Annotated in this window: 25 protein-coding genes; 11 read left to right on the forward strand and 14 right to left on the reverse strand. The window is 72.6% G+C overall.

Annotation, left to right across the window (positions count from 1 at the left end):
- Window positions 1–2: 2 nt before the first annotated feature.
- The 7 genes from OHS18_RS01575 to OHS18_RS01605 are packed head-to-tail and all read right to left on the reverse strand — an operon-like array spanning window position 3 to window position 7,122.
- Window positions 3–1,172 carry a M20 family metallopeptidase gene (locus tag OHS18_RS01575; protein ID WP_328615616.1) on the reverse strand — a complete coding sequence of 390 codons (1,170 nt, stop codon included), beginning with the start codon at window positions 1,170–1,172 and terminating at the stop codon, window positions 3–5.
- On the reverse strand, window positions 1,169–2,155 hold the full coding sequence (locus OHS18_RS01580) for a ketopantoate reductase family protein (RefSeq protein WP_328615617.1): 987 nt from the start codon (window positions 2,153–2,155) through the stop codon (window positions 1,169–1,171). Before OHS18_RS01580 ends, OHS18_RS01575 begins: the two co-directional genes overlap by 4 nt.
- Window positions 2,148–2,927: an SDR family NAD(P)-dependent oxidoreductase gene (locus OHS18_RS01585; protein ID WP_328615618.1), complete on the reverse strand. Its 780-nt coding sequence runs from the start codon at window positions 2,925–2,927 to the stop codon at window positions 2,148–2,150. The genes OHS18_RS01580 and OHS18_RS01585 overlap by 8 nt, the downstream gene beginning before the upstream one ends.
- The gene (locus OHS18_RS01590) at window positions 2,927–4,216 is read right to left on the reverse strand and encodes an MFS transporter (protein WP_328615619.1); all 1,290 of its coding nucleotides are present in this window, start codon (window positions 4,214–4,216) and stop codon (window positions 2,927–2,929) included. The genes OHS18_RS01585 and OHS18_RS01590 overlap by 1 nt, the downstream gene beginning before the upstream one ends.
- Window positions 4,213–5,100: a polysaccharide deacetylase family protein gene (locus tag OHS18_RS01595; protein ID WP_328615620.1), complete on the reverse strand. Its 888-nt coding sequence runs from the start codon at window positions 5,098–5,100 to the stop codon at window positions 4,213–4,215. Before OHS18_RS01595 ends, OHS18_RS01590 begins: the two co-directional genes overlap by 4 nt.
- Complete coding sequence (locus OHS18_RS01600) at window positions 5,097–6,104, reverse strand: Lrp/AsnC family transcriptional regulator (protein ID WP_328615621.1); 1,008 nt, start codon at window positions 6,102–6,104, stop codon at window positions 5,097–5,099. Before OHS18_RS01600 ends, OHS18_RS01595 begins: the two co-directional genes overlap by 4 nt.
- A gap of 58 nt (window positions 6,105–6,162) precedes the next feature.
- On the reverse strand, window positions 6,163–7,122 hold the full coding sequence (locus tag OHS18_RS01605; RefSeq protein ID WP_328615622.1) for an ArsR/SmtB family transcription factor: 960 nt from the start codon (window positions 7,120–7,122) through the stop codon (window positions 6,163–6,165).
- A gap of 289 nt (window positions 7,123–7,411) precedes the next feature.
- Here OHS18_RS01605 and OHS18_RS01610 point away from each other — a divergent pair, with 289 nt between their 5' ends.
- A complete protein-coding gene (locus OHS18_RS01610; RefSeq protein ID WP_328456839.1) occupies window positions 7,412–8,005 on the forward strand; it encodes a hypothetical protein in 594 nt (197 codons plus the stop codon).
- Window positions 8,006–8,061: 56 nt separating this feature from the next.
- Window positions 8,062–8,736, forward strand: a complete 675-nt coding sequence (locus OHS18_RS01615; protein ID WP_328456837.1) for a GntR family transcriptional regulator — start codon at window positions 8,062–8,064, stop codon at window positions 8,734–8,736.
- Here the strand turns inward: OHS18_RS01615 and mftR are convergent.
- On the reverse strand, window positions 8,722–9,351 hold the full coding sequence (mftR, locus tag OHS18_RS01620; RefSeq protein WP_328615623.1) for a mycofactocin system transcriptional regulator: 630 nt from the start codon (window positions 9,349–9,351) through the stop codon (window positions 8,722–8,724). The two genes, OHS18_RS01615 and mftR, sit on opposite strands and share 15 nt — an antisense overlap.
- A 95-nt stretch (window positions 9,352–9,446) precedes the next feature.
- Between mftR and mftE the strand changes: the two genes are divergently transcribed.
- The 4 genes from mftE to mftD are packed head-to-tail and all read left to right on the forward strand — an operon-like array spanning window position 9,447 to window position 13,558.
- A complete protein-coding gene (gene mftE / locus OHS18_RS01625; RefSeq protein ID WP_328615624.1) occupies window positions 9,447–10,136 on the forward strand; it encodes a mycofactocin biosynthesis peptidyl-dipeptidase MftE in 690 nt (229 codons plus the stop codon).
- Window positions 10,137–10,173: 37 nt separating this feature from the next.
- A complete protein-coding gene (locus tag OHS18_RS01630; protein WP_328615625.1) occupies window positions 10,174–10,959 on the forward strand; it encodes a mycofactocin-coupled SDR family oxidoreductase in 786 nt (261 codons plus the stop codon).
- Window positions 10,956–12,386 (forward strand): mycofactocin biosynthesis glycosyltransferase MftF, encoded by a 1,431-nt coding sequence (gene mftF / locus OHS18_RS01635; RefSeq protein WP_328615626.1) that lies wholly within the window; start codon window positions 10,956–10,958, stop codon window positions 12,384–12,386. Before OHS18_RS01630 ends, mftF begins: the two co-directional genes overlap by 4 nt.
- Window positions 12,383–13,558 (forward strand): pre-mycofactocin synthase MftD, encoded by a 1,176-nt coding sequence (gene mftD / locus OHS18_RS01640; protein WP_328456831.1) that lies wholly within the window; start codon window positions 12,383–12,385, stop codon window positions 13,556–13,558. The genes mftF and mftD overlap by 4 nt, the downstream gene beginning before the upstream one ends.
- On the opposite strand, the gene OHS18_RS01645 is transcribed toward mftD, so the two are convergent.
- Window positions 13,559–14,644 carry a DUF2235 domain-containing protein gene (locus OHS18_RS01645; RefSeq protein WP_328615627.1) on the reverse strand — a complete coding sequence of 362 codons (1,086 nt, stop codon included), beginning with the start codon at window positions 14,642–14,644 and terminating at the stop codon, window positions 13,559–13,561.
- A gap of 173 nt (window positions 14,645–14,817) precedes the next feature.
- Between OHS18_RS01645 and OHS18_RS01650 the strand changes: the two genes are divergently transcribed.
- On the forward strand, window positions 14,818–15,615 hold the full coding sequence (locus tag OHS18_RS01650; RefSeq protein ID WP_328615628.1) for an FkbM family methyltransferase: 798 nt from the start codon (window positions 14,818–14,820) through the stop codon (window positions 15,613–15,615).
- On the opposite strand, the gene OHS18_RS01655 is transcribed toward OHS18_RS01650, so the two are convergent.
- From OHS18_RS01655 to OHS18_RS01670, 4 genes are read right to left on the reverse strand one after another with little or no spacing between them, the layout of a single operon-like run.
- The gene (locus OHS18_RS01655; RefSeq protein ID WP_328615629.1) at window positions 15,612–16,097 is read right to left on the reverse strand and encodes a DUF3592 domain-containing protein; all 486 of its coding nucleotides are present in this window, start codon (window positions 16,095–16,097) and stop codon (window positions 15,612–15,614) included. The genes OHS18_RS01650 and OHS18_RS01655 overlap by 4 nt on opposite strands.
- 21 nt (window positions 16,098–16,118) lie before the next feature.
- A complete protein-coding gene (locus tag OHS18_RS01660) occupies window positions 16,119–16,676 on the reverse strand; it encodes a TetR/AcrR family transcriptional regulator (RefSeq protein WP_328456823.1) in 558 nt (185 codons plus the stop codon).
- A gap of 2 nt (window positions 16,677–16,678) precedes the next feature.
- Window positions 16,679–18,163 (reverse strand): MFS transporter, encoded by a 1,485-nt coding sequence (locus OHS18_RS01665; RefSeq protein WP_328615630.1) that lies wholly within the window; start codon window positions 18,161–18,163, stop codon window positions 16,679–16,681.
- Window positions 18,164–18,211: 48 nt separating this feature from the next.
- Window positions 18,212–19,027 (reverse strand): class I SAM-dependent methyltransferase, encoded by an 816-nt coding sequence (locus OHS18_RS01670; RefSeq protein WP_328615631.1) that lies wholly within the window; start codon window positions 19,025–19,027, stop codon window positions 18,212–18,214.
- A gap of 123 nt (window positions 19,028–19,150) precedes the next feature.
- Between OHS18_RS01670 and OHS18_RS01675 the strand changes: the two genes are divergently transcribed.
- The gene (locus OHS18_RS01675; protein WP_328615632.1) at window positions 19,151–19,381 is read left to right on the forward strand and encodes a hypothetical protein; all 231 of its coding nucleotides are present in this window, start codon (window positions 19,151–19,153) and stop codon (window positions 19,379–19,381) included.
- A gap of 884 nt (window positions 19,382–20,265) precedes the next feature.
- Here OHS18_RS01675 and OHS18_RS01680 read toward each other — a convergent pair.
- Entirely contained in the window at window positions 20,266–21,438 is a 1,173-nt protein-coding gene (locus OHS18_RS01680) for an ROK family transcriptional regulator (RefSeq protein WP_328618710.1), read from the reverse strand.
- A gap of 147 nt (window positions 21,439–21,585) precedes the next feature.
- Between OHS18_RS01680 and OHS18_RS01685 the strand changes: the two genes are divergently transcribed.
- From OHS18_RS01685 to OHS18_RS01695, 3 genes are read left to right on the forward strand one after another with little or no spacing between them, the layout of a single operon-like run.
- Entirely contained in the window at window positions 21,586–23,028 is a 1,443-nt protein-coding gene (locus OHS18_RS01685; protein WP_328615633.1) for an APC family permease, read from the forward strand.
- On the forward strand, window positions 23,025–25,919 hold the full coding sequence (locus OHS18_RS01690; RefSeq protein WP_328615634.1) for a glycosyl hydrolase 2 galactose-binding domain-containing protein: 2,895 nt from the start codon (window positions 23,025–23,027) through the stop codon (window positions 25,917–25,919). The genes OHS18_RS01685 and OHS18_RS01690 overlap by 4 nt, the downstream gene beginning before the upstream one ends.
- Window positions 25,916–26,809, forward strand: coding sequence for an ROK family protein (locus OHS18_RS01695; protein ID WP_328615635.1), 894 nt, complete (start codon window positions 25,916–25,918; stop codon window positions 26,807–26,809). Before OHS18_RS01690 ends, OHS18_RS01695 begins: the two co-directional genes overlap by 4 nt.
- Window positions 26,810–26,899 lie beyond the last annotated feature (90 nt).

The raw sequence follows: 26,899 nt of genomic DNA on the forward strand, positions 1-26,899 counted from the left end.
GCCTATTCCGCGGGACTGCCTGGTGCCACCGGCTTTTCGCCGAGCCGGTGCAGGACGGCCGCCGCGAGCGCGGTTCGTTCCAGCATCCCTTCGACACTGATGTGCTCGTGCCGTGCGTGGGCGCCGTCGCCGACCGCGCCGAAGCCGTCCAGCACCGGGTGGCCCAGCGCCGCGACGAAGTTGCCGTCGCTCGCGCCGCCCACCGAGCACTCCGCCAGCGTCACTCCCAGCTCCGCCGCCGCGGAACGGGCCAGGTCGTACAGCTCGGCGATGGCGGCCGAACGTTCCATCACCGGGCGGTTCCAGCCGCCCTCCACCGTGACCGTCGCCCGCGGGTCGTGGGCCGTCAGCGCCGCCAGGCCCGCGTCGACGCGGGCCGCCTCCGCTGCGCTCGACACGCGCACGTCGATCTCGCCCGACGCCGCGCCCGCGATCACGTTCTGCCTGGTCCCGCCCCTGATCACGCCGACGTTGACCGTGGTGCCGGCGGCCGGGTCGGCCAGGCCGTGCAGGGCCAGGATCGCGCGAGCCAGTTCGTCGATCGCGCTCGCGCCCTTGGTCGGGTCCAGGCCGGCGTGGGATTCGACGCCGGTGGCGCGCACGCGGAACAGGCCGACGCCCTTGCGCGCGGTCTTCACCGCGCCGCCGGCGCTTGCCTCGAACACCAGTGTCGCGCTCGTGCCCGCCGCGGCCTCCTCGATCACCGGCCGGGACGCCGGGCTGCCGATCTCCTCGTCGCCGTTGAGGACCAGCCGGACGGCCGGGCGGGGGAGGCCGGCCGCGTCCAGCGCGCGCAGCGCCCACACCGCGTGGACCAGGCCCGACTTCATGTCGAAGATGCCCGGCCCGGTCGCGCGGTCGCCGTCCACGGTGAACGGCCAGTCGGAAAGGGTGCCGAGCGGCCACACCGTGTCGTAGTGGGCCAGGATCAGGACCGGCGTGCCGGTGCCGGGGAAGTCGTAGACCTTGATGTCGCCGTGCCCGCCGCCGTCGACGTCGCGCGCCGACGACGGTGAGCCCAGCCGTTCGCGCAGCCAGCCGTCCACCCAGGACAGTCCACGCGCGAGGCATTCCTTGTCGTCGCTGGGGGTTTCGATGCCGACGTAAGCGGCGACGTCGGCCAGCAGCTCGTCGCGGTGCGCCCGCACCCACTCGTGCAACTCCCGGATCACAGGCTTCGCTCCAGTTCGCTCAGGTGGTCTTCGGACATCGCGGCGGCGCCGGATTCGACGTCCCGCAGCCGGGCCAGCATCGCCCGCAGCAACGGTACGTCCGCTTCCGCCAGTACGGGCGCGTAGTGGTGGTGGACCTCGACGGGCCGGTGCCGGACGGCGATGTCGCGCCAGATCCCGCTGCGGTCCTTCGGCTGGGTCCGCAGCCACGCGACCAGCCGGTCGGTCGCCTCCTCGCGCCCGGCCGCACCCGGCAGGTAGGCCGCCGGGTCGAACTGGTCGAACGCCTCCAGCGTGCGGTCGCCGGCCGCCGTGAGCACCTCGGCGGTGAGCGCGTGCATCAGCGGGCGGTGCCGGTCGATCAGGTCGGCCATCGGCGCGTCGGCCAGCGCCGTCGTCGTCAGCATCGCGCCGAAGCCGAGCTTCGCCCACAGGTAACCCTCGACGTTGGCCGTCGCCTTGGCCGGGCCCCAGGCCTGCAGGTCGGCGACGGCTTCTTCGACGCGGTCGCTGATCCGCCCGTCCGGCTCGCCGACGACCAGCGCGCCCAGGCCGCCGTCGCGGATGACGCCCGGTTCGGCGACGTCGGCGAACAGGTTCACGAACGCGCCGACTGTGCGTTCCGCGCCGATGTACGACGCGATCAGCGCCTCGTTCAGCCCGTTCTGCAACGAGACGACGAACCCGTCGCGCGCGAGCCGCGGCTCCAGCCACTGCAGCACGTTCTCGGTGGCCTGCGCCTTGACGGCGAGCAGCACACGGCCCAGCACCGGGGGAGCGTTGTCCGGCACGAACGCGGGCAGGTCGACCGTTTCGTCGCCGTCGGGACGGCGCAGGGTGAGACCGCGGTCCACGATCGCCGCCACGTGCGCAGCGTCCGCGTCCACAATGGACACCGCGTGTCCGGCGCGGGCGAGGTGGAAGGCGAGTGTCCCGCCGATCGCGCCGCCGCCGACCACAGTGTACGGACGCCGGTCAGACATGTGCTTCCCCTCCGTTTTGGACGGCGGTGCCACCGGCCCAGTGCAGGGGCAGCCCGGCCGCGCCCGCGGTGGACCCGCCGTCGACGCGCAGGATCGCGCCGGTGATCCAGCCCGCCTCCGGTCCGGCGAGCCAGAACACGGCGTCGGCGATCTCGCGCGGTTCGCCGCGGCGGCCGAGCGGGTTCACCGACACCGCCGCCGCGTACTCCTCGGTGACCGGGTTCGCGTCACTGTCCACGGTGACGAACCCCGGGCTGACGGCGTTCACGCGGATGCCGAGCCCGCCGAGTTCGACAGCGCTCGCCTTGGTCAGCATTTCCAGGGCGGCCTTCGACGTCGCGTAGTGCGCGGCGCCCGGCCGCGCGCGGGTCGCCGCGCCGGAGGAGATGTTGACGACCGCGCCAGGACGGCCCGCGCGTCCGAACGCGACAGTCGTCAGCAGCGCTGCCCGCACGTTCACGTCCTGGACCCGGTCCCACGTCGCCGCCGTCATCTCCAGCAGCGGCGTGGCGGGGTAGATGCCCGCGGCATTGACCAGGACGTCGACCGCGCCGGCCTGGGAGACGAGCCCGGACGCGTGGTCAGCGTCCGCGAGATCCCCGGGCAGTTCGACGACCTCGACGCCGTGGTCCGCGCGCAGCCGTCCGGCCACTGTGGACAGTTCGACCAGGCGCAGGTCGGCCAGCACCAGGCGGTCGCCGGCGGCGGCGAAGCGGTCGGCGATCGCGGCGCCGATGCCGCCGCCGGCGCCGGTGACGAGCACGTTGCGCACTACAGTTCCTTTCCCTTCGTCTCGGGCATCGTGAGGTACACCGCGACGCCGACCACCGCGGCGGCCGCGACGTAGACCCACACGAGGTTGCCGAGGTGGTTCGCGTTGAGCCAGGTCGTGACGTACGGCACGGTCCCGCCGAAGATCGCCACGGCCAGCGCGTACGGCAGCCCGATACCGGTGGTGCGCACCTCGGCGGGGAACTGCTCGGCCATGATCACCGCGCAGTTCGCCGAGTACCCGACGATCAGCACCAGGCCGATCAGCTCGATGACGAACACACTCCAGAACCCGTTCGACAGGAAGTGGAACGCGGGCCAGGCGAACACCACGAAGCCGACGGCGAACGCCGTCATGGTCGGCTTGCGCCCGAGCCGGTCCGACAGCAGGCCGCCGAAGGGCAGCAGCACGATGAACACGACCATCGACAGGGTGTTGGCCAGCAGCGCCGTCTTGAGCGGGATGCCGGTGGACAGGTGCGCGTACGTCGGCATGTAGGTGACCCACACGTAGTAGATCAGCGTGCCGGCGATGGTGACGCCGGCGACGCGCAGCGCGGCGCCGGGGTGGTCGCGGACCATCGCGACGACCGGGTTGCGCCGGCGCGGCTGCGCGGCGACCTTGGTGAACGCCTCCGTCTCGTGCACCGACTGCCGCAGCCAGAGCCCGACCAGGCCGAGCAGCCCGGCAACGCCGAACGCCAGCCGCCAGCCCCAGCCGTGCAGGTCCGCGTCGGACAGCGTCGAGTTGAGGATCGTGCCCATCAACGCCGCGAGCAGGGATCCGAGGCCCACCGAGACCTGCTGCCAGGACCCGGCGAACGCGCGCCGCCCGGCCGCGGCCGACTCGATGAGGAACGCCGACGACGACCCGAACTCGCCACCCGCGGAGAAGCCCTGCACCAGCCGGGCCAGCAGCAGCACGAGCGGCGCCAGCACGCCGATCTGCGTGTACGTCGGGCACACCGCGATCACGATCGACGCCCCGGCCATCAGCGAGATGGTGAGGGTGAGGCCCTTCTTGCGGCCGCGGCGGTCCGCGTACGCGCCGAGCACCGCGCCGCCGATGGGCCGCATGACGAACCCGACGGCGAACACGGCCAAAGTGGACAGCAGCGCCGCGGTGTCGTTGCCCCCGGCGAAGAACTGGCCGGCGAACACCGGGGCGAACGTGGCGTAGACAGCCCAGTCGACCCATTCCACGGTGTTGCCGACGGCACCCGCGACGATCGCTTTCCGCTGCTGGGCCGTCAACCGGTGGGAGACTTCCGTTGTAGACAGTGTCGTCATGGCCGCTCCCCGAGGACGTGGTCGACGACCTGGGCGTGGGTGGCGAACCAGACGCCGTCGTGGCCGCCGATGTGGTCGAGCAGTTCGGTGAGGATCGTGATCCGCGAGCGGTGCCCGATGATGTGCGGGTGCATGGTGAGCTGGAACAGGCCGCCGTCGGCGTAGGCCGCGTCGAACTCGTCTCGCCAGATCGAGAGCACACCGCGTGGCGGGGTGTAGGGGCGCAGCGAGGCGAAGCGGTCCATCATGAAGTACGGCGCGTCGTCGCGGATCCACTCCACCGGCAGCTCGACGACGCCGGTGGGCTCGCCGTGTTCGAGGAGCTCGTAGCAGTCGTCGTCGGCCATCAGCGACGAGTCGTACTTCAGGCCCAGCTCGCGCGTGATGGCGAGGGTGTGCGCGGAGAAGTCCCACGACGGCGTCCGAATGCCGACCGGCCGGGTGCCCGCGAGCCGCTCCAGGACGTCGGCCGCCCGGAAGGCGAGGTCGCGCTCTTCGGTCTCGGACAACGCGGTGTTGCGCTCGTGGATCCAGCCGTGCAGCGCGACTTCGTGTCCGGCGTCCACATAGGACTTGACTTCGCCGTCGTGCAGAAGTGCCGACACAGCGGGTACGAAGAAGGACGACGGTGCCGAGTAACGCTCCAGGAGGCGCAGCAACCGGGGCACGCCGACGCGGGCGCCGTACTCGCCCTGCGCCATCTTGCCGGGCAGTACGTCGCCGTCGCGCAGCGCGGGCGTCTCGTGGTCGGAGTCGAACGACAGCGCCACGGCGACTTTCGCGCCGCCGGGCCATGACCCGGGACGCAGTGAGCGTCCCGCCCGGACGTGCTCCACGTGCCCTCGCCACGTCGTTTCGTCCCACAGCCAGGGTTGTTCGGTCATGCTTCCTCCAAAGCGGCGGCGGGTGTCGGGGCCCACGCGCGCTTGAGCGTCGAAACCTGCAGGGTCACGTCGGCCTCCCGGAGCCCGGGCAGCGCGCCGACGACGTCGGTGGTGTGGCGGTACAGCTCGCCGTAGTGGCGCAGCACGATCTGGCCCACCAGGTTGAACCGGCCGGTGGTGGCCGAGAGGTACTTGGTGCCCGGGTGCGCGGCGAGCTGCTGCCCCGCGCGGTCGAGCTCGCCGGGGACGACCGAGAGCCAGAGCATGAACTCCAGCGCGTACCCGAACATCGCGGGCTCGGCGAGGGTGCGGAAGCGCAGGCAGCCGCGGCGCACGAGGGAGTCGACCCGGCGGGCCACCGTGGACTCGCTGGTGCCGATCTGCCGGGAGACCTCCTTGAACGGCAGCCGGCCGTCCTCGCCCAGGGCCGCGCAGATCGCGAGGTCCACCTCGTCGAGCTGCTCGGGCGGGCGCTCCCAGTGCTGCTCCTCGAACGGCCGCACGTCCCCGCCGCGCAGGTCGGCGACGGCTTCCGGGCTCAGCTCGCCGGAGTCCCAGTCGTGGTTGGAGGTGAAGGTGCGCATCACGGCGAAGGTCTCGACGTCGTGGACGTCGCCGGCGGCCGGGAACCCGGCGCGCTGCAGCCGCGCGATGTCGCGGTAGGACGGCAGGACGAACTCGGCCGAGCAGTCGGCGCTGCCGGCCAGCACGCTCGCGTAGCGCACCTCGGGCCGCGCGGCGAGCGCTTCGGCGACGCCGGCGGCCGTGCCGGGCCGGCACCGCAGCCGGGCGAGCACGGGCACGCCGAGCCCGCACCGCAATACGTCGACCACGGCGATCACCCGCAGCTGCCGGCTCTCGGTCAGCTGCGCGGCGCGCCGCAGCACGGTGGACTCACTTGCGCCGACGTGCCGGGCGACGGCACCCCACGAGGCCCTGCCGTTGAGCTGCAGGGCACCGACGATGCGCCGGTCCAGGTCGGTCGCTTTGACTTCGTTCTGCACGAGACGCATCCTGAATGCAGGAATACGTCAAGTCAAGGGGTCTTGATGCAAGAAAGAGTCAACTGGCGCGGATGACGCCCAGGCCCAGAGGGGTGATCTCGTGGATCTGCGACTTGCCCACGCGCGTGCTGGTGATGAGCCCGCTCGCCCGCAGCACCGACGCGTGCTGACTGGCCGTGGCCAGCGAGATGTCGGTCAGCTCCGCGAGCTCGCTCGTGTTGCAGCGGGTGATCGCCACCGTCATGAGAGCGCGGGCGCGGGTCTGGCCGAGCAGCGCGGCCAGGGACGGGCCGGGCTCGGCGTCGCTGTCCAGGCTGGTGTGGCCGATCGAGTAGACGAGCACCGGCGGCAGGCCCGGGTCCTTGTACGTCGTCGGCATGCCGTGGGCGAAGAACGTCGGGAGCAGCCGGAGGCCGCGGCCGTCGAGGTGCAGGGTCTGCTCGACCGGGAACCGGACCTGCAGCACCGGCGGGCTCCACGTGATGTCCGGGTGCAGGATCGAGAGCAGCAGCTGGGGCCCGCCGCGCTCGAGGCTCGACTGCAGCCGGCGGCGCTCGCGCGCGACGGTGCGGCGGATCGCCGGCCAGTCCGGGGCGAGGCACTGGCGGTAGTAGTCGTGCAGCGCCGTGCCGAGCCGGCGCAGCTCGCGCGTCTCGCCGTCGCCGAGGCGGCGCAGCCACGGCGGCACGCGGGTGCCCTGCGCGGCGAGCTCGGCGACGTCGGCGGCCAGGAGCCGCGCCGGGGTTTCGAGCACCGCCGTGATGCCGTCGCCGACCGTGGGGGCGCCGGGCGGGGTGAGGAAGTCGGGGCAGTACCCGTACGGCGGGACGGCGGACATGAGCAGCCGCCCCGACGCGGGGACCGCGGAGCGTGACCCCCGGCGCCACCGGCCGAAGAACGGCTCGCCCTCGGGTCGCCGGATCCGGTAGCTGCTCATCAGCAGCTCCCACATCGGGTCGGCGTCCTCGGCGATGGTCAGCTTCGCCAGGTCCGCGTCCGTGAAGTGAATCTCCAACATGCCGGGCGCACCCCTTTCCCGGCGAGGATAGCGCTGGTCGGGCGCGATTTCCGCCGCGGCAGCCGTGATCTTCGCCGGGCCTCGTTTCGGCCAGGTGCGAAACGTTTTCGGGTTCGTTGACGCCGCTCGCACGCACCTGGGAGGTTTCTCCTCGACGGGACGTGCCCGCAGCCGGCTGGGGGAGGGTTGCGGGCACGTCCCGTGACCGGGGACGGCCGCCGCGTGCGGGCCACCCGGCGGGGACGTCCGAGGCGGCGATGCCGGGCGCCCGCCGTGCGATCCTGGTCGCATGGCGCAGCCCGGCGATCCCCGATCGGACGACGAGGTCGATCCGGCGATCCGCACCCAGATCCTGCTCGCCGAGTACAGCGCGCTGCGGACCGAGACCGAGCGCCGCGCGACGGTTCAGTGGAGCGTGTTCGCCCTCCAGCTGGCGTCCGCGGGCGCGATCTCCAGCGTGGCTATCTCGACGTCGAACTTCGCCCTGCTGCTGCTCATCCCGTTCGCGGCGTACCTGCTCGGCTGCCGCTACATCCTGCACGACTTCCACATCAAGCTGATCCGCCGGTACGTGCGCGAGTCGCTGGCGGAGCGGCTGGGCGGGCAGGTCCGGTGGGAGTCGTGGCGGACCTCGGCGCTGGCCGCCCCCGCCACGCGCGGCTGGTTCAGCGTCACCGGCTGGAACTTCGCGCACCCGACCAGGCTGGCGTTCGAAGGTGTCGGCTTCCTGAGCCTGGCCGCCGCGCTGCTGGCCGCGGGGTACCGGTGGTGGCGGACGTCGGTGCCGTGGCCGCTGACCGCCGGGTTCCTGCTGGGCTGGCTGCTCGGGCTCGGCGTCGTCCTGCTGCTGGGCCAAGCCTTCCGGCGCGCCTCGGATCTGTGAGGGTCGTCCTGCGCCGGCGATGTTAACTTTGGGACAAGCCTGGAGGAAGGACAGCGATGAGCGAACCCGGCCGGGTCGCGCCCGCGCGGCGCCGGGGGCTGGCCGACGAGGTCGCCGACCGGATCCGGGACGCCATCTTCGACGGCGCCTACCCGCCCGGCAGCCAGCTGCGCGAGGTGGAGCTGTCCGCCGCGCTGGGCGTCAGCCGCGGGCCGGTGCGGGAAGCCCTGCTCCGGCTCGAGCGGGAAGGCCTGGCGCGCAGCGAATGGCACCGCGGCGCGACCGTGACGGCGCTGTCCGAGCAGGACGTCGCCGAGCTCGACACGCTGCGGGCGGCCCTCGAACAGCTCGCCGTCGCGCTGGTGATCGAGCGAGCCCCGGCCGAGGGGCTGACGGCCGTCGACCTCGCCGTCGCGCACATGGCGCGGGCCGCTGACGAGCACGAGATGGTCCGCTGCGACATCGGCTTCCACGACGCCGTCTACGCCGCCGCGGGTCACCGGCGGCTGCTCGAGGCGTGGCAGGCCATCCGGTCGCAGGTGCACCTGTTCCTGCTGACGCGCGTCGGCGTCGAGGCCGACGGCTACCTCGCCGCCATCCCGGAGGAACACCGTCGGCTGGCCGCCGCGCTGCGCGCCGGTGACCGCGAGGCGGCACTGGAGCTGTTCGCCACCCACCGCCGGCACGCGTTCGACATCCTCACCGGCAAGGGACCCTCAGCCGGCCGGTGACGGCTCGGCCGTGAGCGCGGCGTCGGCGAAGCCCGCGGTCAGCGCCCGCAGCGCCGCGTCCAGGTAGACCGTCAGGTCGGCGTCGGCCCGGGCCGACCAGCGTTCGTACGCCGCGCGGCACGCCGCCAGCACCGCCCGGCCCACCGCCAGCGGGTACAGGGAATCCGCGGGCTGGCCGGTCCGCGTGCCGACGTAGGCGCTGACCGCGCGTTCCCAGGCGTCGTAGTGGATCGTCGCGCTCGCGGCCAGCTCGGGCACCGAGCTGAGCAGGCTCATCCGCAGCCGCAGCTCGGGGACGTCCTCGGCGCGGTAGTGGTTCGCGGCCAGCACCGCCTCGCGCACGGCGTCCATCACGGGCAGGTCGCCGGGCGCGTCGGCGAGCAGCTTCCGGATCGTCTCGACCTCCCGGTCGAACTCGTTCCACAGGACGTCGGACTTGGCGTCGTAGTACCGGAAGAACGTGCGGCGGCTGACGCCGGCGGTCGCGGCGATCTCGTCGACCGTCGTCTCGTGGAAGCCGCGTTCGGTGAACAGGCGCAGCGCGATGACCTCCAGCTCACGGGCGCTGGTGCCCGGCGGGCGGCCGCGGCGGGCGACGGGGGGCGGTTCGGTCATCCGAGTGCGGTTTCCTTCGGGAGCCTTGTTTCCGACACGGGGTGACATTACTCTGCCTGATATTCGTCACCGAGTGTCGAAATAGGGAGCTGACCATGCGGCTGGCGGAGCTGCCCTCGCCGGACGTCGCCGAGCGCGCGGCGGCCGGGGCGATCCTGGCGGTGCCGGTCGGCGCGACCGAGCAGCACGGCCCGCACCTGCCGCTGACCACCGACACCGACATCGCGCAGGCCCTGTGCGACGGGCTCGCGGCCGCCCGGCCGGATGTCCTGGTGGCGCCCGCGGTCGCGTACGGCTCCAGCGGCGAGCACGCGGGCTTCGCCGGGACGCTGTCGATCGGCCAGGAGGCGACCGAGCTGCTGCTGGTCGAGCTGGGCCGGTCCGCGGCCGAGACGTTCGGCCGGCTGCTGTTCGTCTCCGCCCACGGCGGCAACGCGGGCCCGGTCGCGCGGGCCGTCGCCCGGCTGCGGGCCGAATCGCGCGATGTCGAGGTCTTCCGGCCGCGGTGGCCGGGCGACCCGCACGCCGGCCGGCCGGAAACGGCGTTGCAGCTGGCGTTGCGGCCTGCCCGGGTGCGGATGGACCGCGCGGTCGTGGGGGACACGCGGCCGCTGGGGGACGTGCTGCCGCTGCTGCGCGAAGGCGGCGTCCGGGCCGTGACGGCGACCGGAGTGCTGGGCGATCCGACGTCGGCGACGGCGGCGGAAGGCCGGGAGCTGCTGGCCGAGCTGACGGCCGCCCTGGTGTCCCAGGTGGACCGCTGGCACCCGGTGGTGGCGCGATGACCCCGGTGTCTCTTGTGGACGATCCGGCGGTGGTCGCATGAGCGCGCGCACCGCCCTCGTCACCGGCGCGGCCCGCGGGATCGGCGCCGCGACCGTCCGCCGCCTGGCGGACCAGGGTTACGCCGTCCTCGCCGTCGACGTCACCGCCGACGACCCGGCCCTGCCGTACCCCATGGGCACCGCGGCCGAGCTGGCCGCCGTCGTCGAGAAGGCGGGCGGCGACGTCGCGGCCTTCGTCGCCGACGTCCGCGATCCCGAAGCCATGGCCGCCGCCGTCGCCGAAGCCGAACGTCGCTGGGGCGGGCTCGACGTCGCGATCGCCGCCGCGGGCGTGATCGCCGGGGGACTACCGCTCTGGGAAGTCCCGCAAGCGCAGGAGAAAGCCGTGCTCGAGGTCAACCTGAACGGCGTCGTCCACCTCGCCCGGGCCGCCGTGCCCGCGTTGCTGCGCCGGCCCGAGCCCCGCGCCGGGCGCTTTCTCGCCGTCGCCTCGGCCGCCGCGACCCGCGGCCTGCCGATGCTGGCGGCCTACTGCGCCGCGAAGTCCGGTGTCGCCGGGCTGATCCGCGCGCTCGGCGCCGAGCTGGGCCGCACCGGCGTCACCGCCAACGCCGTCAGCCCCGGCTCGACCGACACGCCGATCCTCGCCGAGAGCGCCCGGCTCTACGACCTGCCCGAGGCCGCCGCGTTCGCCGGTCAGCAGCCGCTCGGCCGGCTCCTCGACCCGGCGGAAGTCGCCGCCGTGCTGGCGTTCCTCGCCGGCCCGGACGCCCGTGCGATGACCGGCGCGGTCGTGCCGGTGGACGGAGGGCTCGCCCTGTGACCCCGTTGCCGCCCGGGTTCCGCGTCGCGCTGGACCAGGACACCCGCGAACTGGCCGACGGACTCTGGTTCGGCGGGTCCCCGGCCCGCGTGCTGCGGCTGACCGGGGCCGGCCGCAAGGCGTGGCAGGAGCTCGGCGACGGGCCGGTCACCTCCGCGGCCACGGGCGCGCTCGCCCGCCGGCTCACCGACGCCGGTCTCGCGCACCCCGTGCCGCCGGAGCCCGGCGCGCCCGCGGACGTCACCGTCGTCGTCCCGGTCCGCGACCGCGCGGAGCTGCTCGGCCGCTGCCTGGCCGGGCTCGACCACAAGCACCCCGTGCTCGTCGTCGACGACGGCTCCGACGACCCCGCCGCCGTCGCGGCCGTGGCCGCCGCGCACGGCGCGAAGCTGGTGCGCCGCGACGTCAACGGCGGCCCCGGCGCCGCGCGCAACACCGCGCTGGAGCACGTGTCCACCGAGCTGATCGCCTTCCTGGACAGCGACTGCGTCCCGGCCGGCGGCTGGGCCGACCGCCTCGCCGCGCACTTCGCCGACCCGCTGCTCGCCGCCGTCGCCCCCCGCGTGCGCGCCCTGGCGCCCGACACCTGGGCCGGCCGGTACACCCGCGCCGCGGGCAGCCTCGACCTCGGCGACCGGCCCGCGCGGGTCGCGCCGGGCACGCGGGTGTCGTACGTCCCGACCGCCGCGCTCGTGGTCCGCCGCAGCGCTTTGACGTCGGTCGCGGTCGACGGCTCGGTGTTCGATCCGGCGCTGCGCGTCGGGGAGGACGTCGACCTGGTCTGGCGAATCCACGAAGCCGGCTTGCGGGTCCGCTACGCCCCGGACGTCGCCGTCGGCCACCACGAGCCGGAGACCTGGCGTGACCTGCTGGGACGCCGGGCGCGCTACGGCACGTCCGCCGCGCCGCTCGCGTTGCGGCACCCGAAAGCGCTGGCGCCCTTGGCGTTGCACCCCTGGCCCGCGCTGACCGTCGGCGCGCTGCTGGCCCGCCGCCCGGCGCTCGCCGCGCTCGCGTTCGGCGGCTCGGTGGGCAGCATGGTCCGGCTCCTGCGCGCCCACGACGTCCCGGCCGCCGGGGTCGGGCGCGCGATGGCCACCGCCGTCCGCCAGACCTGGCTCGGGTGCGGCCGTTACGGCACCCAGTTCGCGGCCCCGCTCCTGGCCGCGCTGCTGGTGCCCGGCGGTCGGCGGCGATGGGGCCGCCGCGCTGCCGTCGCTTCGCTGCTGCTGGGCCCCCCACTGACCGCGTGGGCGCAGCGGCGGCCGGAGCTCGATCCCGTCCGCTACACCGCGGCCGCGATCGCCGACGACATCGCCTACGGCGCCGGCGTCTGGGCCGGCTGCCTGGCGCAGCGCACCACGGTGCCGGTCCGCCCGGCCGTCGTGCGGCGCCCGCTCAAGATCGACCCGAAGGGAAAACGATGACCTGGTTCGAGTCCGTCGCCGAAGCCCGGCGACGCGCGAAGAAGCGTCTCCCCGGTTCCGTCTACTCCGCCCTGATCGCCGGCTCCGAAAAGGGCCTGACGCTGGCCGACAACCTCGGCGCGTTCGACGAACTGCGGTTCGCGCCGCGCACCGCCGGGCACTTCGGCCAGCGCGACCTGAGCACGCACGTGCTCGGCCGCGACGTCGCCCTGCCGGTGCTGATCTCCCCGACGGGCGTGCAGGCGGTGCACCCGGACGGCGAAGTGGCGGTGGCGCGGGCCGCCGCCGCGCGCGGGACGTCGATCGGGCTCAGCTCGTTCGGCAGCAAGCCGATCGAGGAGGTCGTCGCGGCCAACCCGAACACCTACTTCCAGGTCTACTGGACCGGCACCCGCGAGGACATCCAGCGCCGCCTCGAGCGCGCCCGCGCGGCCGGGGCCGTCGGCATCATCCTGACCCTGGACTGGTCGTTCTCGCACAGCCGCGACTGGGGCAGCCCGCACATCCCGGAACGGCTGAACTTCCGCGAGCTGCTGCGCTTCGCCCCGGAAGGCCTGACGCACCCGCGGTGGCTGCTCGACTACGTGCGCACCCGCGCGCTGCCGGACCTCGGCGTGCCGAACATGGCCCGGCCCGGCGAACCGGCGCCGACGTTCTTCGGCGCGTACGGCCAGTGGATGCAGACGCCGCCGCCGTCGTGGGAGGACGTGGCCTGGCTGCGGGCGCGGTGGGACGGCCCATTCCTGCTCAAGGGCGTCATCCGGGTCGACGAGGCCCGCCGCGCGGTCGACGCCGGCGTCAGCGCGATTTCGGTGTCCAACCACGGCGGCAACAACCTCGACGGCACCCCGGCGACGATCCGCGCGCTCCCGGCGATCGCCGAGGCGGTCGGCGACCGCGTGGAAGTGCTGCTGGACGGCGGGATCCGCCGCGGCAGCGACGTCGTCAAGGCGCTGGCCCTGGGCGCCCGCGCCGTGCTGATCGGCCGCGCGTACCTGTGGGGCCTGGCGGCGGACGGCCAGGCGGGCGTGGAGAACGTCCTCGACGTGCTGCGCAACGGCATCGACTCGACGCTCTTGGCGCTGGGCAAGCAAAGCGTGCACGACCTCACCCGGTCGGACGTCCTGGTGCCCCCGGGGTTCGAGGCCGATCTCGGCGTCGCCGTCGGCTGATCACCCGACGTCGGTGACCGGGACGGCGTTGACGAACCCCTCGAAACCGGGCGGGCGGTACGTGGCGTCGGCGTCGTGCCGGCGCACGGCGGTCGACGCGACCGACATGGCGACGGCGTTGCGCAGGTCGAAGCGAAGCCGCTCAAGGCGTCGCTGCAGGCAGTAGATCCCCTTGCGCGACTGGTGGATCTCGCCGAGGGGGTTCGCGTGCACCGCGGGGAGTTTCTCCACGCCCCATCCGGCGTCGGTCGTGAACGCACCGTCCCGGAACCCCAGACCGTGCCTCGCCGCCCGGCCCGCCAGCCACATGAGCGCGATGTCCGACAGGGACGAGTCCGGGTAGCCGCCCCCGACGTCGCTGTGCACCCCGGAGAACCAGACCTGCTCGAGCACCTGGTCGCCGGCGTCGTCGTGCCGCGTCCACAGCGCCGGGCTGAAGGCCTTGCGCTGCTCGTCGATCGCGACGGCGTGCGCGGCGACGTCGACCCTGCTGCTCAGCTCGGTGTCGTGGAAGGCGAAGCGCCGGTTGATCCAGTTCGTCAGGAACTTCGGCCCGATGGTCGGGATCCCCAGCGCGCCCACCGTGTCCCACACGCCGATGAACCGGATCCGGGTGTGGAAGTCCGCCGTCTCGTGGCTGTAGGACCGCCGGAACAGCTCCGACTCGATGTCCCGCGGCTTGATCGCCCGGGCGCGGTACAACGCGTAGGCGTCGTCGATCCGCTCGATGGCGGCCGCCTTGAGGACCCCGGCGTTCCGGATCAGCCCCGCGACGCTGCGGGCGGTGAAGGCACCGCGGCTGAACCCGAACAGGAAGATCTCGTCACCCGGCTCGTAGTTCTCGACGACGAACCGGTACGCGCGGAGCACGTCGTGGGACACGCCGACCCCGAACGCGCCGCCACGCAGCCTCGGCCGGCCGTAGGACCCGACACCGCGGTGGTAGTACAGGAGCTGCGGGACGCCGTCGGTTTTCCCGGCGACGGCCAGCGCCAGCTTCGTGACGTTCGTGGGACTCGGCGTTCCCCCGGAGGTCTGGTCCGGTGTGTTCCACGTGCCGTCACAGCAGATCACGAGACGTTTCACGGCAGCCCTCCCGGGTGCGTCGAGGGCGGAGACCCCTTCTTGCACGGGGTCGCAGGAGCGGTGGCCAGGTTACTCGGGCCCCGCGCACGTCACCCGGATGGCGTATTCGCGTCCGGTCGTTCCCGACGTCCGGGGCTGGACCGCCGGCCCCCGGGACTGGTAATCCTTCGTGGATGACGATGGACGCGATCGCCCTGCACAGCATCAACCCGTGGGAAGTGTCCTTCCTGCGGGAGGAGGTGGCCGGCTACTTCGCCCACGGCATCGAGTTCGCACCCGGCGCCACGGTCCTCGACGTCGGTGCGAACGTCGGCGTCTTCTCGGCCGCGGTCTACGAGCGCCTCGACGGCGACGTGCGGATCTTCGCCTTCGAGCCGTTGCCACCGCTCTACGAGACGCTGGAGCGCAACGCCCGCGAATTCTTCGGCGGCCGGCTGACCGCGCTGCCGTTCGGGTTGTCGTCGGCCGAGGACGAACTCGCCTTCAGCTACTTCCCGGCCGCGACGATCTTCTCGTCTTCCTTGCGGGACGCGGGAAACGTCGAAGCCGAGCGCAAGCGTGTCACGGCGAGCATCGTCGAGATGATCCGCCGTGGCGGCCTCGGTTCCACGGCCCGTCGCGTGCCGTCGCCGGTCCTGCGGGGGATCGTCGGCCGCAAGCTTCGGGTCATGCGGGACCTGGAGACGCACCGGGTCCGCGTCAGGCCGTTGTCGCCGGTGCTCGACGAGCACGCCATCGACCGCGTCGACCTGCTGAAGGTGGACGTCGAGGGCGCGGAGCTGGACGTCCTGCGCGGCATCGAGGACCGCCACTGGCCACTGATCCGGCAGGCGGTGGTGGAGGTCGAGGGCTGGCGGCGCAACCGGGACACGATCCGGGAGGTGTTCGCGGGGAAGGGGTTCACGGTGAGCGCGGAGCAGGACCCGGTGCAGGAGGCCGCGGACATCGGGATGGTGTTCGCCGTTCGCTAGCCGCGCCGCCGGCGGAGGAGCACGAAGGTCACGATCGACGCCGCCGCCAGTACCGCGGACAGGGCGGCCAGGAAGATCGTGGCGCCGGTGAAGGCCAGGGAGTCCCGGACGTCCCAGAGCGTGGTGTCCGGGCGCTCGGGGTCGTAGCCGACGCGGAGCCGGTCGCCGGTCGCCAGGCCCGGGTCGCGCGGGAAGTCCTTGAGCCGGGCGGTGATCTCCCGGCCGGCCGCGGTCGTGAACCGGACGTCGACGTTGTAGCTGGACTTCGTCGGCACGACCGCCGTGACCGTGGCCGGCGCTTCCTGTCCCGACGCCCGCAACCGGCTCTCGGTCCGCTGCACGGCGACGGCCCCGAGCGCGACGGCGACGGCGAGCACGAGCCCGGGGACGAGGACCCACACGGCGGCCCGGCGTGGCCTGGCCGGGGCGGGTTCGCGACGCCGTCGCATCCGGGCGACAGGGACCGGCTCGGGTTCGCTCATGTGTCCAGTATGGACGAAGGATCACGGTTCGCGGGTCAGGTCCAGCAGCTGCCGTTCCAGCCGCCGGGCGGCGGGCACGTCGATGCCGACGCCCCACAGCGGTGCCGTGCTCGCGCCGTCCGCCGCCGCGACGACCAGGGTCACCACGTCGGGCGGAAGGCCGTCCGCGTGGAGCTCGCGGTCCCACCGCTCGGCGTCCGCGCGGGCCAGCTCGGCGACCTCGGGGATCGAGATCAGCTGGGCGATCAGCGCGATGTTCTCGCGGATCGCGACCTCGTCCTGGGACGTGTCCAGCGACGCCCGGACGTACGCGCGGGTCAGCCGGCCGGGCCGGGTGTCCACCGGGTCGAGCGCGGCGGACACCTCGGCCCGGAACGTGTCGAGGAGGTCCTGGGCGAGCGCGCGCACCAGCGCGTCCTTGGCCGGGAAGTGGTACAGCAGCCCGCCTTTCGACACCCCGGCCGCGCGGGCGATGTCGTCCAGCGACGCGGAGAACCCGCGCGCGCGGATCGTCTTCCCGGCGGCGTCGAGCAGGGTCCGGCGCGTTTCTTCGGGGCTGCGCCCGGCTTTGCGAGGCATCGTCAGTCCTTTCCGGACGGGATCGTACGCCAGGCGATCAGCGCGGCGACGGCGGTGACGACGGCCGCCGCGACCGACGTCACCTGCATCGCGCCGGTGAACGCCTGCCGGGCGCTTTCGGCCGCCGGCGACGCCGGGTCGAGCACGGTCACCGCGGCCGCCAGCGACTCCCGGACCTCGGGTGCCACCGCCGGCGGCAGCAGCCCGCGGTAGACGAGTGTCACGAGCGAGCCGAGCAGCGCGATGCCCAGCGCGGCACCGAGTTCGTACGCGGTTTCGGAGATCGCCGACGCCGAGCCCGCCTTGTCCCGCGGGACGGCGGACAGCACCGAGTCCACGGTCAGCGTCAGCGCCAGCCCGACCCCGAGGCCGACCGGCACCAGCGTCAGGCCCAGCCACACGTACTGCGGCGCCTGCTCGGTGACGGCGACCAGCAGCAGCCCCACGGCCGTGACAGCGAGGCTGACGGCGACCGCGCGTCCCCGGCCGAGCCGCGTGACGACCACGCCGACCGCGGCGACGACCACGATCGAGGCCAGCGTCGCCGGCATCTCGGCCAGCCCGGCCTGCAGCGGGCTGAAGCCGCGGACCAGCTGCAGGTACTGCGAGAAGAAGAACAGCAGGCCCATCAGCGCGAAGACCGCGACGAAGTTCGCCACGACGGCACCGCTGAAGGCGCCGTTGCGGAACAGGGTCACGTCGATCAGCGGATCGCTCACCCGGCGCTGCCGCCGGACGAACAGGACACCCGAGACCAGCCCGATCGCGGCCGTCAGCACCACCCGCGCGTCGACGCCGGAACCGATGACGTGCTTGACCGCGTAGACCAGCGGCACGATCGCGGTCATCGAGAGCGCGGCCGAGAGCAGGTCGAACCGGCCCGGATTCGGGTCACGCGACTCCGGCAGCAGCCACGCGCCGGCGATGAGGAAGCCGACGACGATCGGCACGTTGATCAGGAACACCGAACCCCACCAGTAGTGCTCCAGCAGCACGCCGCCGACCAGCGGGCCGAGCGCGATGCCGCCACCGGAGCCCGCCGACCAGATCGCGATGGCGCGGGTGCGCTCGCGGGCGTCGGTGAACAGGGTGCGGATGATCGACAGCGTCGAGGGCATGATCGTCGCCGCCGCGATCCCGAGCAGCAGCCGCGCCGCGACGAGCACGCCGGCGGTGGGGGAGAAGGCGGCCAGCGTGGACGCCACCCCGAACGCCGCGGTGCCGATGAGCAGCACCTTCTTACGACCGAACCGGTCGGCGAGGTTACCCGCCGTGACCAGCAGGCCGGCCAGCGCGAGCGAGTAGACGTCGCCGATCCAGAGGATCTCGGTGGCGCTGGGGGAGAGCTCGCGGGTCAGCGACGGCACGGCGAGGTAGAGCACCGTGCCGTCGACGGCGAGCAGCAGCACGGCGCCGACCAGCACGCTCAGCGCCGCCCAGCGGCGGCGGTGGCTCAAGGGCGCGGAGGTGGGCGCGTACGTGGTCATGCCAGTTACTGTACCGGCTGGACGGTATAGTAAGCCAGGTCAGACCGGTCACACCGCGTCGGGCTTCGAGAGGAAGAAGTACGCGTAGTGCCGGTCGAGCGCGTTGCGCGGCACCAGCTGGACGGTCTCGGGCTTGAGGCCGCAGCGCTCGGCGAGCTCCCAGAACGCCGCGATCGGGTAGGTCGTCATCTCGGCGAGGCCCGACCGGTAGTTGCGCCGCCGTGGCCGCGTCCACCAGCTGCCCGGGTCGTACTTGATCTGGATCAGCGCCAGGCCGCCGGGCGCGAGCAGCCGGGTCGCGATGCGGAGCAGGCGCTCGCCGTACTCGGGGGTGGGGATCAGCTCGAAGACGTAGAAGCTGAGGAAGACGTCGCACGGCTCGGTGATCCGCCGCAGCGCCGCTTCCGGCGCGTCGACGTCGATGGAGACCGGCGTGAACGGCGTCTCGCACGCCCCGGCGACCTGGCGCTCGCACTCCTTCAGCGTCTCGCCGGAGATGTCGACGCCGATGTAGTGCTCGGCGCGTGGGGCGAACGCGACGGCGTTGGCGCCGCCACCGCAGCCCCAGTCGACGATCCGGTCCCACGACCGGGTGAAGCCGGTCATCCGGGCGCCGCGCTCGAACAGTTCGAGGTGCTCACGGCCGATCGCCGACCAGAGGTCGTTCTCGTCGAAGACCGAGGCGCCCCGCCAATGGGAGTTCGCGCGCCACCGGTCGTCGGCGGGCCGGTGCCAGTAGTCCTGGGCGTCGGCCGAAATCCGGCGCTGGGACTGCTTGGCGCCCACGGCCGCAAGGGACCGTTGGACGAGTTCTTCGGTGTGCCGGGCGAGTCGTTTCGCCTGGTCGATCGGGGTGGTGCGCATGACCGAGTCTGTGTCGGCGCGGCGGCCACCGCGATCGGCCGGACGGCCTGATCATTCCGGGCCGGACGGCCCTACCGCCGCGCGCGGCGCGGGTAGGCTGGGAAGAGCCGGAAGGAGGCGGACATGGCGCCTGAAGAACTGATCGTCGAGTTCGCCTTGACGCGGCTCGACCACCCGGACCTGGACATCGAGGAGCTGGCCGCGCTGGTGGTCCGCCGCGGCGGACCGGAACGCGAGCTGGAGTTCGCCTCCCGCAACCTGGCCGACCGCGGCGAGCTGCGGGGAGCGGCGTTCCCGGCGGCGGTGGAGCACGTGCTGCGGGTGGTGCTCACGTTGCGCGGCCGCTCGGACTGACACCGATCCCGGCGACCACGGGCTGCCCAGCTCTTGTGGTGGCTATTCCCGGGCGGTGAGTTGCACCGGCGCCGGCCGTCGGCCGCCCTCGGACGGCCGTCATGCGGACCGGAGTAGCCGAGACGGTTGCCGGAGTGGCCGAGACGGTTGCCGGAACTGCCGACGCGGCGACCGGAGTCGCCAACATGGCGGCTGGCGTGGCCAACACGGGGACCCGGAGTGGCCAACACAATGACCGGACCGGCCACCACCACGGTGGGCTTACGCGCCGCGACTACCTTGAGCCGTGGCATTGCCGGACACGGACCGGCCGCCGGGAACGCGCCTGCGCCGGTCCGAAGTGGACGGCTGCCCGGGACCGGACAGCGCTTTGACCGTTGCCGGACACCGCGATCGCCGCAGGACCGGCCGTTGTCGCCGCCGGCCCGCGCGCGGCGGGTGCCGCCGATGCCGGGACTGACCCGGCCTCGGGCGGCGGGTGCCGCTGATGTGGTGACTGGCCTGTACTGCAGGTGGTGGGTGCCGCTGATGTGGTGACTGGTCCCTGACGCGTGCGGTGGATGCCGCCGATGTCGTGACTGGCCCTGCCGCGTGCGGCGGGCGCCGCCGATGCCGGGACTGACTCCTGCCGCGCACGGCAGGCGTCGCCGATGTCGCGACTGACCCGACCTCGGGTGGTGGGTGCTGCTGATGTGGTGACTTAGGTGTGCCGCGGGTGCCGCGGGTGCTGCTGATGTGGTGACTGGCCTGTGCTGCGGGTGGCGGGCGCTGTCTATGTCGCGGCTGTCTCCGGATGGCGCGACTGCCGCCCGATGCCGTGGCCATCGCCGGTGGCCACGGCAGCCGACCCCCGGCACCCGGAGTCACCAGGACCGGTCGCGCCCCTAAGCCTCGCCCGCCGCGCGCCGCAGGCCGCGGCGGTCGAACACCAGCTCCCGGGCCGTGCCCAGCGCCGTTGCGATCGCGCCCGCCAGGACCGCGTCCTCGCCCAGCTGTCCCGCCACGATCTCCGGTACCACCGGGATCGTCGCGGCCAGGGACCGCCGCATCGGTTCGGCCAGCAGGTCGGCGTTGCCGCCGATGCCGCCGCCCAGCACGATCAGTCTCGGGTCCAGGACCGCCGTCACCGCCGACACCACGTACGCGAGCTTCTCCGCCTCGTCCTCGACGACGCGCATGGCCCGTTCGTCGCCCGCGCGGGCCAGCCGGAAGACGTCCTTCGCCGAACGCGCCTTCGTGAGGCCGTGCTCGTGGGCCGCGTCGACCACGGCCTGGCCCGCCGCCGCGGACTCCACCGGGCCCGGCCGGCGGGCGTCGGCGCCGGTCGGCAGGGGGCCGAACGGCAGGTCGGCGATCTCGCCCGCCGCGCCGTGCGCGCCGCGGAACAGCTTGCCGTCCACCAGCAGGCCCATGCCGATGCCGGTGCCGACCGTCAGGCACACCAGCACGTCCACGCCGAGCGCGGCGCCGAGTGCGTGCTCGCCGACCGCGCACAGGTTCGCGTCGTTCTCGACCACGACGTCCGAGCCCGCCCCGGCCAGCCCGGCGACGAGCTCGTGCAGCAGCCCGCGCCGCTCCCAGCCCGGCAGGTTGGGCGCGCGGTGCACCGTCCCGGTGGCCGGGTCCGGGACGCCCGGCGTGCCGACGACGGTCGAGACGACCTCGTGCGGGTGCAGCCCGGCCGACGCGACGGCGCGTTCGACGGCTTCGCTCACCGTGCGCACCAGGGCGCTCGCCGAGCGGCACCGGTTGGGCTCGTCGAGCCGCGCGACGATGCTGCCGTCGAGGTCGGCGACGGCGACGCGGATGACGCGCCGTCCGATGTCGACGCCGACGACGTGGCCCGCGTCCGGCGCGGCCCGGTAGACGACGGCCGCCCGCCCGGGGCCGGCCAGGCTGCGCCCGGTCGCCCGGACCAGGCCGTGGTGTTCGAGGTCGAGCAGAGCTTGCCCCACGGTCGGTTTCGACAGCCCGGTGGCGGCCGCGATCTGTGGTCGCGTCGCTTCCCCGTGCGCGCGAAGCCTTTCCAGCACGAGACGCTGGTTCAGCGCCCGCATGCTGGCCGGAGTCCCCACCTGCGGCCCGTTTTGGCCCACCAAGTCCCCATCTCCTGTCTGCGTTGCCGCAAGTTTACCCACGGGCCTCTTTCGACTCCGCGCGTTTTATGTTAAGAAACTTTACTAACTATCGGACGGAGGCACGTCGTGAGTTCACCCACTCGTTCAGGGGACTCCGGGGCCGCGGTTCCCCCGCGGCCCGCCCTTGAGCGCAAGATCGGCCCGCTGCAGGCCACCGCGATCAACATGACCCAGATGTGCGGTATCGGCCCGTTCGTCACGATCCCCGCCATGGTCGCCACCATGGGCGGCCCGCAGGCGATGTTCGGCTGGGTCATCGGGGCGATCGTCGCGCTGGCCGACGGGCTCATCTGGGCCGAACTCGGCGCCGCCATGCCGGGCGCCGGCGGCACCTACATCTACCTGCGCGAAGCGTTCCAGTACCGCACCGGCCGGCTGATGCCGTTCCTGTTCGTCTGGAGCGCGGTGCTGTTCATCCCGCTGATCATGTCGACCGGCATCATCGGGCTGGTCCAGTACCTCGGCTACCTGGTCCCGGGTGTCACCGACGACGCCGGCGTCACGGTGCTGGGCAAGATCATCGGCATCGGCGTCACGCTGCTCATCGTGCTGGCGCTGTTCCGCAAGATCGGCCAGATCGGCAAGCTGACCACGGTGCTGTTCGTGATCATGCTGGTCGCGGTGCTCACCACGATCGTCGCGGCCGCGACGCACTTCAGCGCGTCGCAGGCGTTCGCGTTCACGCCCGGCGCGTTCAGCTCCGCCGGCCAGGGCACGTTCTGGGGCGGCCTCGGCGCCGGCCTGATCATCGCGATCTACGACTACCTCGGTTACAACACCAGCGCCTACCTCGGCGGCGAAGTCCGCTCCCCGGGCCGGACGCTCCCGCGGTCGATCCTCTTCTCGATCGTCGGCATCATGAGCCTGTACTTCCTGCTCCAGGTGGGCGTGCTCGGCTCGATCCCGCTGGAGGAGCTGAAGAACGCGACGTCGGTCGCCTCCACGGTGCTCGAACAGGCCTGGGGCACCACCACCGCGAAGATCGTGACCGTCTTCATCGTCATCGCGGCCATCGGCTCGGTGTTCGCCGGCCTGCTCGGCGGCTCGCGCGTGCCGTTCGAAGCGGCGCGCGACAAGGTGTTCCTCTCGGTGTTCGCGAAGCTGCACCCGAAGCTCAACCTGCCGACCGCCGGCGTGCTCACGATGGGCGCCATCACGATCATCGGCTCTTTGTTCACCCTGACCGACGTGATCAACGCGGCGGTCGCCACCCTGGTGATCATCCAGTCGCTGGCCCAGGTCGCGGCCATCTGGGTGCTGCGTCGCCGGCAGCCGAACCTGAAGCGCCCGTACCGGCAGTGGCTCTACCCGTTCCCGACGCTGCTGGCGCTGGTCGGCTGGGTCTACATCTACGTCTCCGCGACCTGGCTGTCGATCGGGCTGTCGGTGGGCTGGCTCGTCGTCGGCGGGATCGCGTACCTGATCTACGCGAAGACCGAGAACACCTGGCCGTTCGGGCCCAAGGAGATCAACGAAGCGTTCGCCGACACCGAAGGGGCTCAGGCATGACGAACTCGCCCAAGGCCAGGATCGCCGCCGTCACGGCGCTGCTCCTGGTGCCCGGGGTGCTGAGCGTGGCCGCGCCGGCCTCGGCTCAGGAACCCGCTCAGCAGGAAGCGGCCCGGCCGCACGGCCTGAGCACCATCGGCGCGCAGGGCTGGCAGGTGCTGACCACCGCGAGGGTCGAGGACGGCGGCGACAAGGTCTCCACGCCCGGGTACGCCACCCGCGGCTGGCTGCCGGTGAAGCCGGACGACGCCGGCGCGCCCGGCACCGAGATCAACGCGCTGGTGCAGAACGGCAAGTGCCCGGACGTCTTCGTCTCGGACAACATGCGCAAGTGCTTCGGGTACGTCACCTCCGTCGGTCCGGTCGTCACCAAGCCGTTTTCCGACCCGTGGTGGTACCGCGCCGACTTCACCCCGGACTTCCACGCCGGCCAGAGCGCGAAGCTGACCATCCCGGGCATCGTCGGCGAGGGCGACGTCTGGGTGAACGGCAAGCTGGTGGCGTCGAAGGACATCGTGAGCGGCGCGTACGCCGGGCACACCTTCGACGTCTCGAAGCTGGTGAAGCCGGGCAAGAACACCCTGGCGATCAAGGTCTACCCGAACGACCCGTCGAAGATGTACACCCTCGACCAGGTCGACTGGGGCCAGATCCCGCCGGACAACAACACCGGCATCCAGTTCCCGCCGACCCTGCAGGTCTCCGACGCGCTCACCGGCGACAACGCGCACGTCGTGCAGGACAACGCACCCGATCTGTCCAGGTCCTCGCTGACGGTGAAGGTCGACGTCACCAACAACGCGGCCACCGCGCAGACCGGCGACGTCGCCGCGACGATCACGCCGCCTTCGGGCGCGCCGATCGTCGTCAAGCAGCGCGCGACGATCCCGGCGAACACCAAGCAGACGGTGACGTTCGCCCCGGTGAAGATCAGCAAGCCGAAGGTGTGGTGGCCCTACTCGATGGGCGACCAGCCGCTGTACACGCTGACCACGGCGGTCTCGCAGAACGGGAAGCTGTCGACGTCGTCGAAGAGCACCTTCGGCATCCGCACGGTGACCTCGCGGCTGGTCGGGAAGTCGGTGCCGCTACCCGACGGCGCGCGGCAGTTCTCCATCAACGGCAAGGACTTCGTCTTCCGCGGCGGCGGCTTCGCGCCGGACCTGTTCCTGCGCTACGACCAGGCCGACACCGCGCACCAGATCGCGCTGATCAAGAACATGGGCCTGTCCGGCGTCCGGCTCGAGGGCCACGACATGCCGCAGGACTTCTACGACCAGGCCGACCGCGCCGGGCTGCTCGTGATCGGCGGGTTCATCTGCTGTGACGCCTGGCAGCCCGAGGACGCCTCGACGCTGACCGAGCGCGACTACCGGATCATGCACGACTCGGCTTACACCATCGGGCAGATGGAGCGGAGCCACCCGAGCGTGTTCAACTACGGCTGGAGCGACAACGAGCCGGTGCCGCGCCAGGAGTCGGAGACGCTCAAGGCGTTCGAGGAAGCCGACTTCCAGGTGCCGGTGATCGCTTCGGCGGAGTACAAGAGCACGCCGACGCTGGGCAACTCGGGGGAGAAGGAAGGCCCGTACGACTGGGTCCCGCCGTCCTACTGGTACGACACGTCGCACTTCGACGCGGACGACTCCAGCCGCACCAACGCGGGCGGCTCGTGGGGCTTCGCGAGCGAGCAGAGCGCCGGGCACACCGTGCCGACGCTCGACTCGATCAAGCGGTTCCTCTCGCCGACCGAGCAGGCGAAGCTGTGGCAGGACCCGGCGTACAACCAGTACCACGCCAACTTCGAGCCCGGCCACGGCGGTTACGCGTTCGGCACGCTGTACACGCTCGACCAGTCGATCAGCCGGCGATACGGCAAGTGGAACTCGCTCAAGTCCTATGTGGACCTGGCGAACATCGCGAACTACGAGAACACCCGCTCGCAGTTCGAGTCGTTCCTGCACCACTCGACGGACAAGGACAACCCGGCGACCGGCGTCGTCTACTGGCAGCTGAACAAGGGCTGGCCGACGCTGCTGTGGTCGCTCTACAACGACGACGGCGACCAGGCCGGCGCGTTCTTCGGCGCCAAGAAGGCCAACAAGCCGCTGCACGCGATCTACGGCTACGACAACGGGTCCGTCACTCTGGACAACCTCGGCGCGGGCACCCAGTCCGGGCTTTCGGTGCAGGCCCGCGTACTCGACACCGCGGGCAAGGTCCTCGACGACCAGACGGCGTCCGGGCTCTCGCTGGGCTCGCAGGGCGTCAAGACCGGCGTCCTCAAGCCGAAGGTGCCGGCCGAGACGAAGGCGCCGGCTCCCGCGAAGGTGTATTTCGTCGAACTGCAGGTGAAGCAGGGCGGCAAGGTCGTCGACCGGAACGTCTACTGGCTCTCCACGCAGAAGGACGTCGTCGACTGGGGCAAGACCCTGGGCAACCCGCAGGCGACGCTGTCGCAGTACAGCAACCTGCAAGCGCTGCAGGACCTGCCGAAGTCGCAGGTCAGCGCCGTCGCCTCGACGAAGCCGGGGCGCGGGCCGAACGGCGACGACACCGTCACCACGGTCACCGTCACCAACACGTCGAAGACCCCGGCGGTCGGGTTCTTCCTGCGGGCCGACGTCCGGCGCGGCACGCCGGACGGGCACGAGGCCGGCGGTGACAACCAGCTCGCGGCCGCGACCTGGGACGACAACGACATCACGCTGTGGCCGGGCCAGTCGCAGACGCTGACCGTCACCTACAAGGCGTCCGACCTGCGTGGTGCGGCGCCGGTGATCAGCGTCGACGGGTTCAACACCGGCCGGATCGTGGTGGGGGCGGCCGGCGGGCACGGCCACCACGGGGACGCGGCGGTGGCGCCGCAGATCGAGGGGACCAGGGAGTGAGTGACAACCGGATTCTCGGGATCGACTTCGGCGGCACGAAAGTGGCGCTGGGGCTCGCCGACGACGACGGGAACCTGCTGGCGGCGTGCCGGCTGGACACCGACGCGCAGGCGGGAGCCGACCAGGTGGTCGTGCGGGCGCTCGCCGGGGCTCGTTCGCTCCTGACCGAGGCGGGCGCAGTGCCCACCGCGATCGGCGTCGTCAGTCCGGGGATCGTGCTGCCGGAGGAGATCCTGCTCGCGCCGAACGTGCCGGGCTGGGAGCAGCTGCACCTGGCGGAGCTGGTGGCGGCGGAGTTCCCGGCGGTCCCGATCTCGGTCGGGACCGACGCGAAGGCGGCGGCACTCGCGGAATGGCGGTGGGGCGCGCTGGCCGGGACCGATCCGGCCGTGTTCCTCTCGCTGGGCACCGGTATCGCCGCGGCGGTACTGGTCGGCGGCCGGGTGCTGACCGGCGCCAACGGAGCTGCGGGTGAGATCGGGTACAACCTGCTCTCGCCGCAGGACACCGGGGGTTTCGCCAGCGGAGCGGCGCCGCTGGAGGAAGCTGTCGGTGGGCGTGGGCTGGGCGGCCGGGCGAGCGGTCTGCTCGGCCGCCCGGTCACCGCGGGCGAGCTGTTCGCCCTCGCCAAGGAGAACGCCGAAGCCAAGGAGCTGGTGACCGCGGCGCTGGACGAGCTGTCGATGCACGTGGCCAACCTGGCGATCATGGTGGACCCCCAGCGCATCGCCGTGGGCGGCGGCCTGGTCCGCTCGGCGGACGTGTTGTTGCCGGCGTTGGCGTCCCGCCTGGCGCACGCGGTCCCGTTCCCCCCGGAGCTGGTCGCGGCGCGCTTCGACCAGGACGCGGCGCTGCTCGGCGCGATCGCCCTGGCCCTGGGGGATCAGTAACGACCGGGTGGCGTGCCGGTGCCCCGACCCGGCACGCCACCCGGTATCACGTCGAAGGAGCCGGAGAGAGCGAGCCGCTCTCCGGCTCTT

This window comes from Amycolatopsis sp. NBC_00355 (assembly GCF_036104975.1).
Taxonomy (GTDB): Bacteria; Actinomycetota; Actinomycetes; order Mycobacteriales; family Pseudonocardiaceae; genus Amycolatopsis.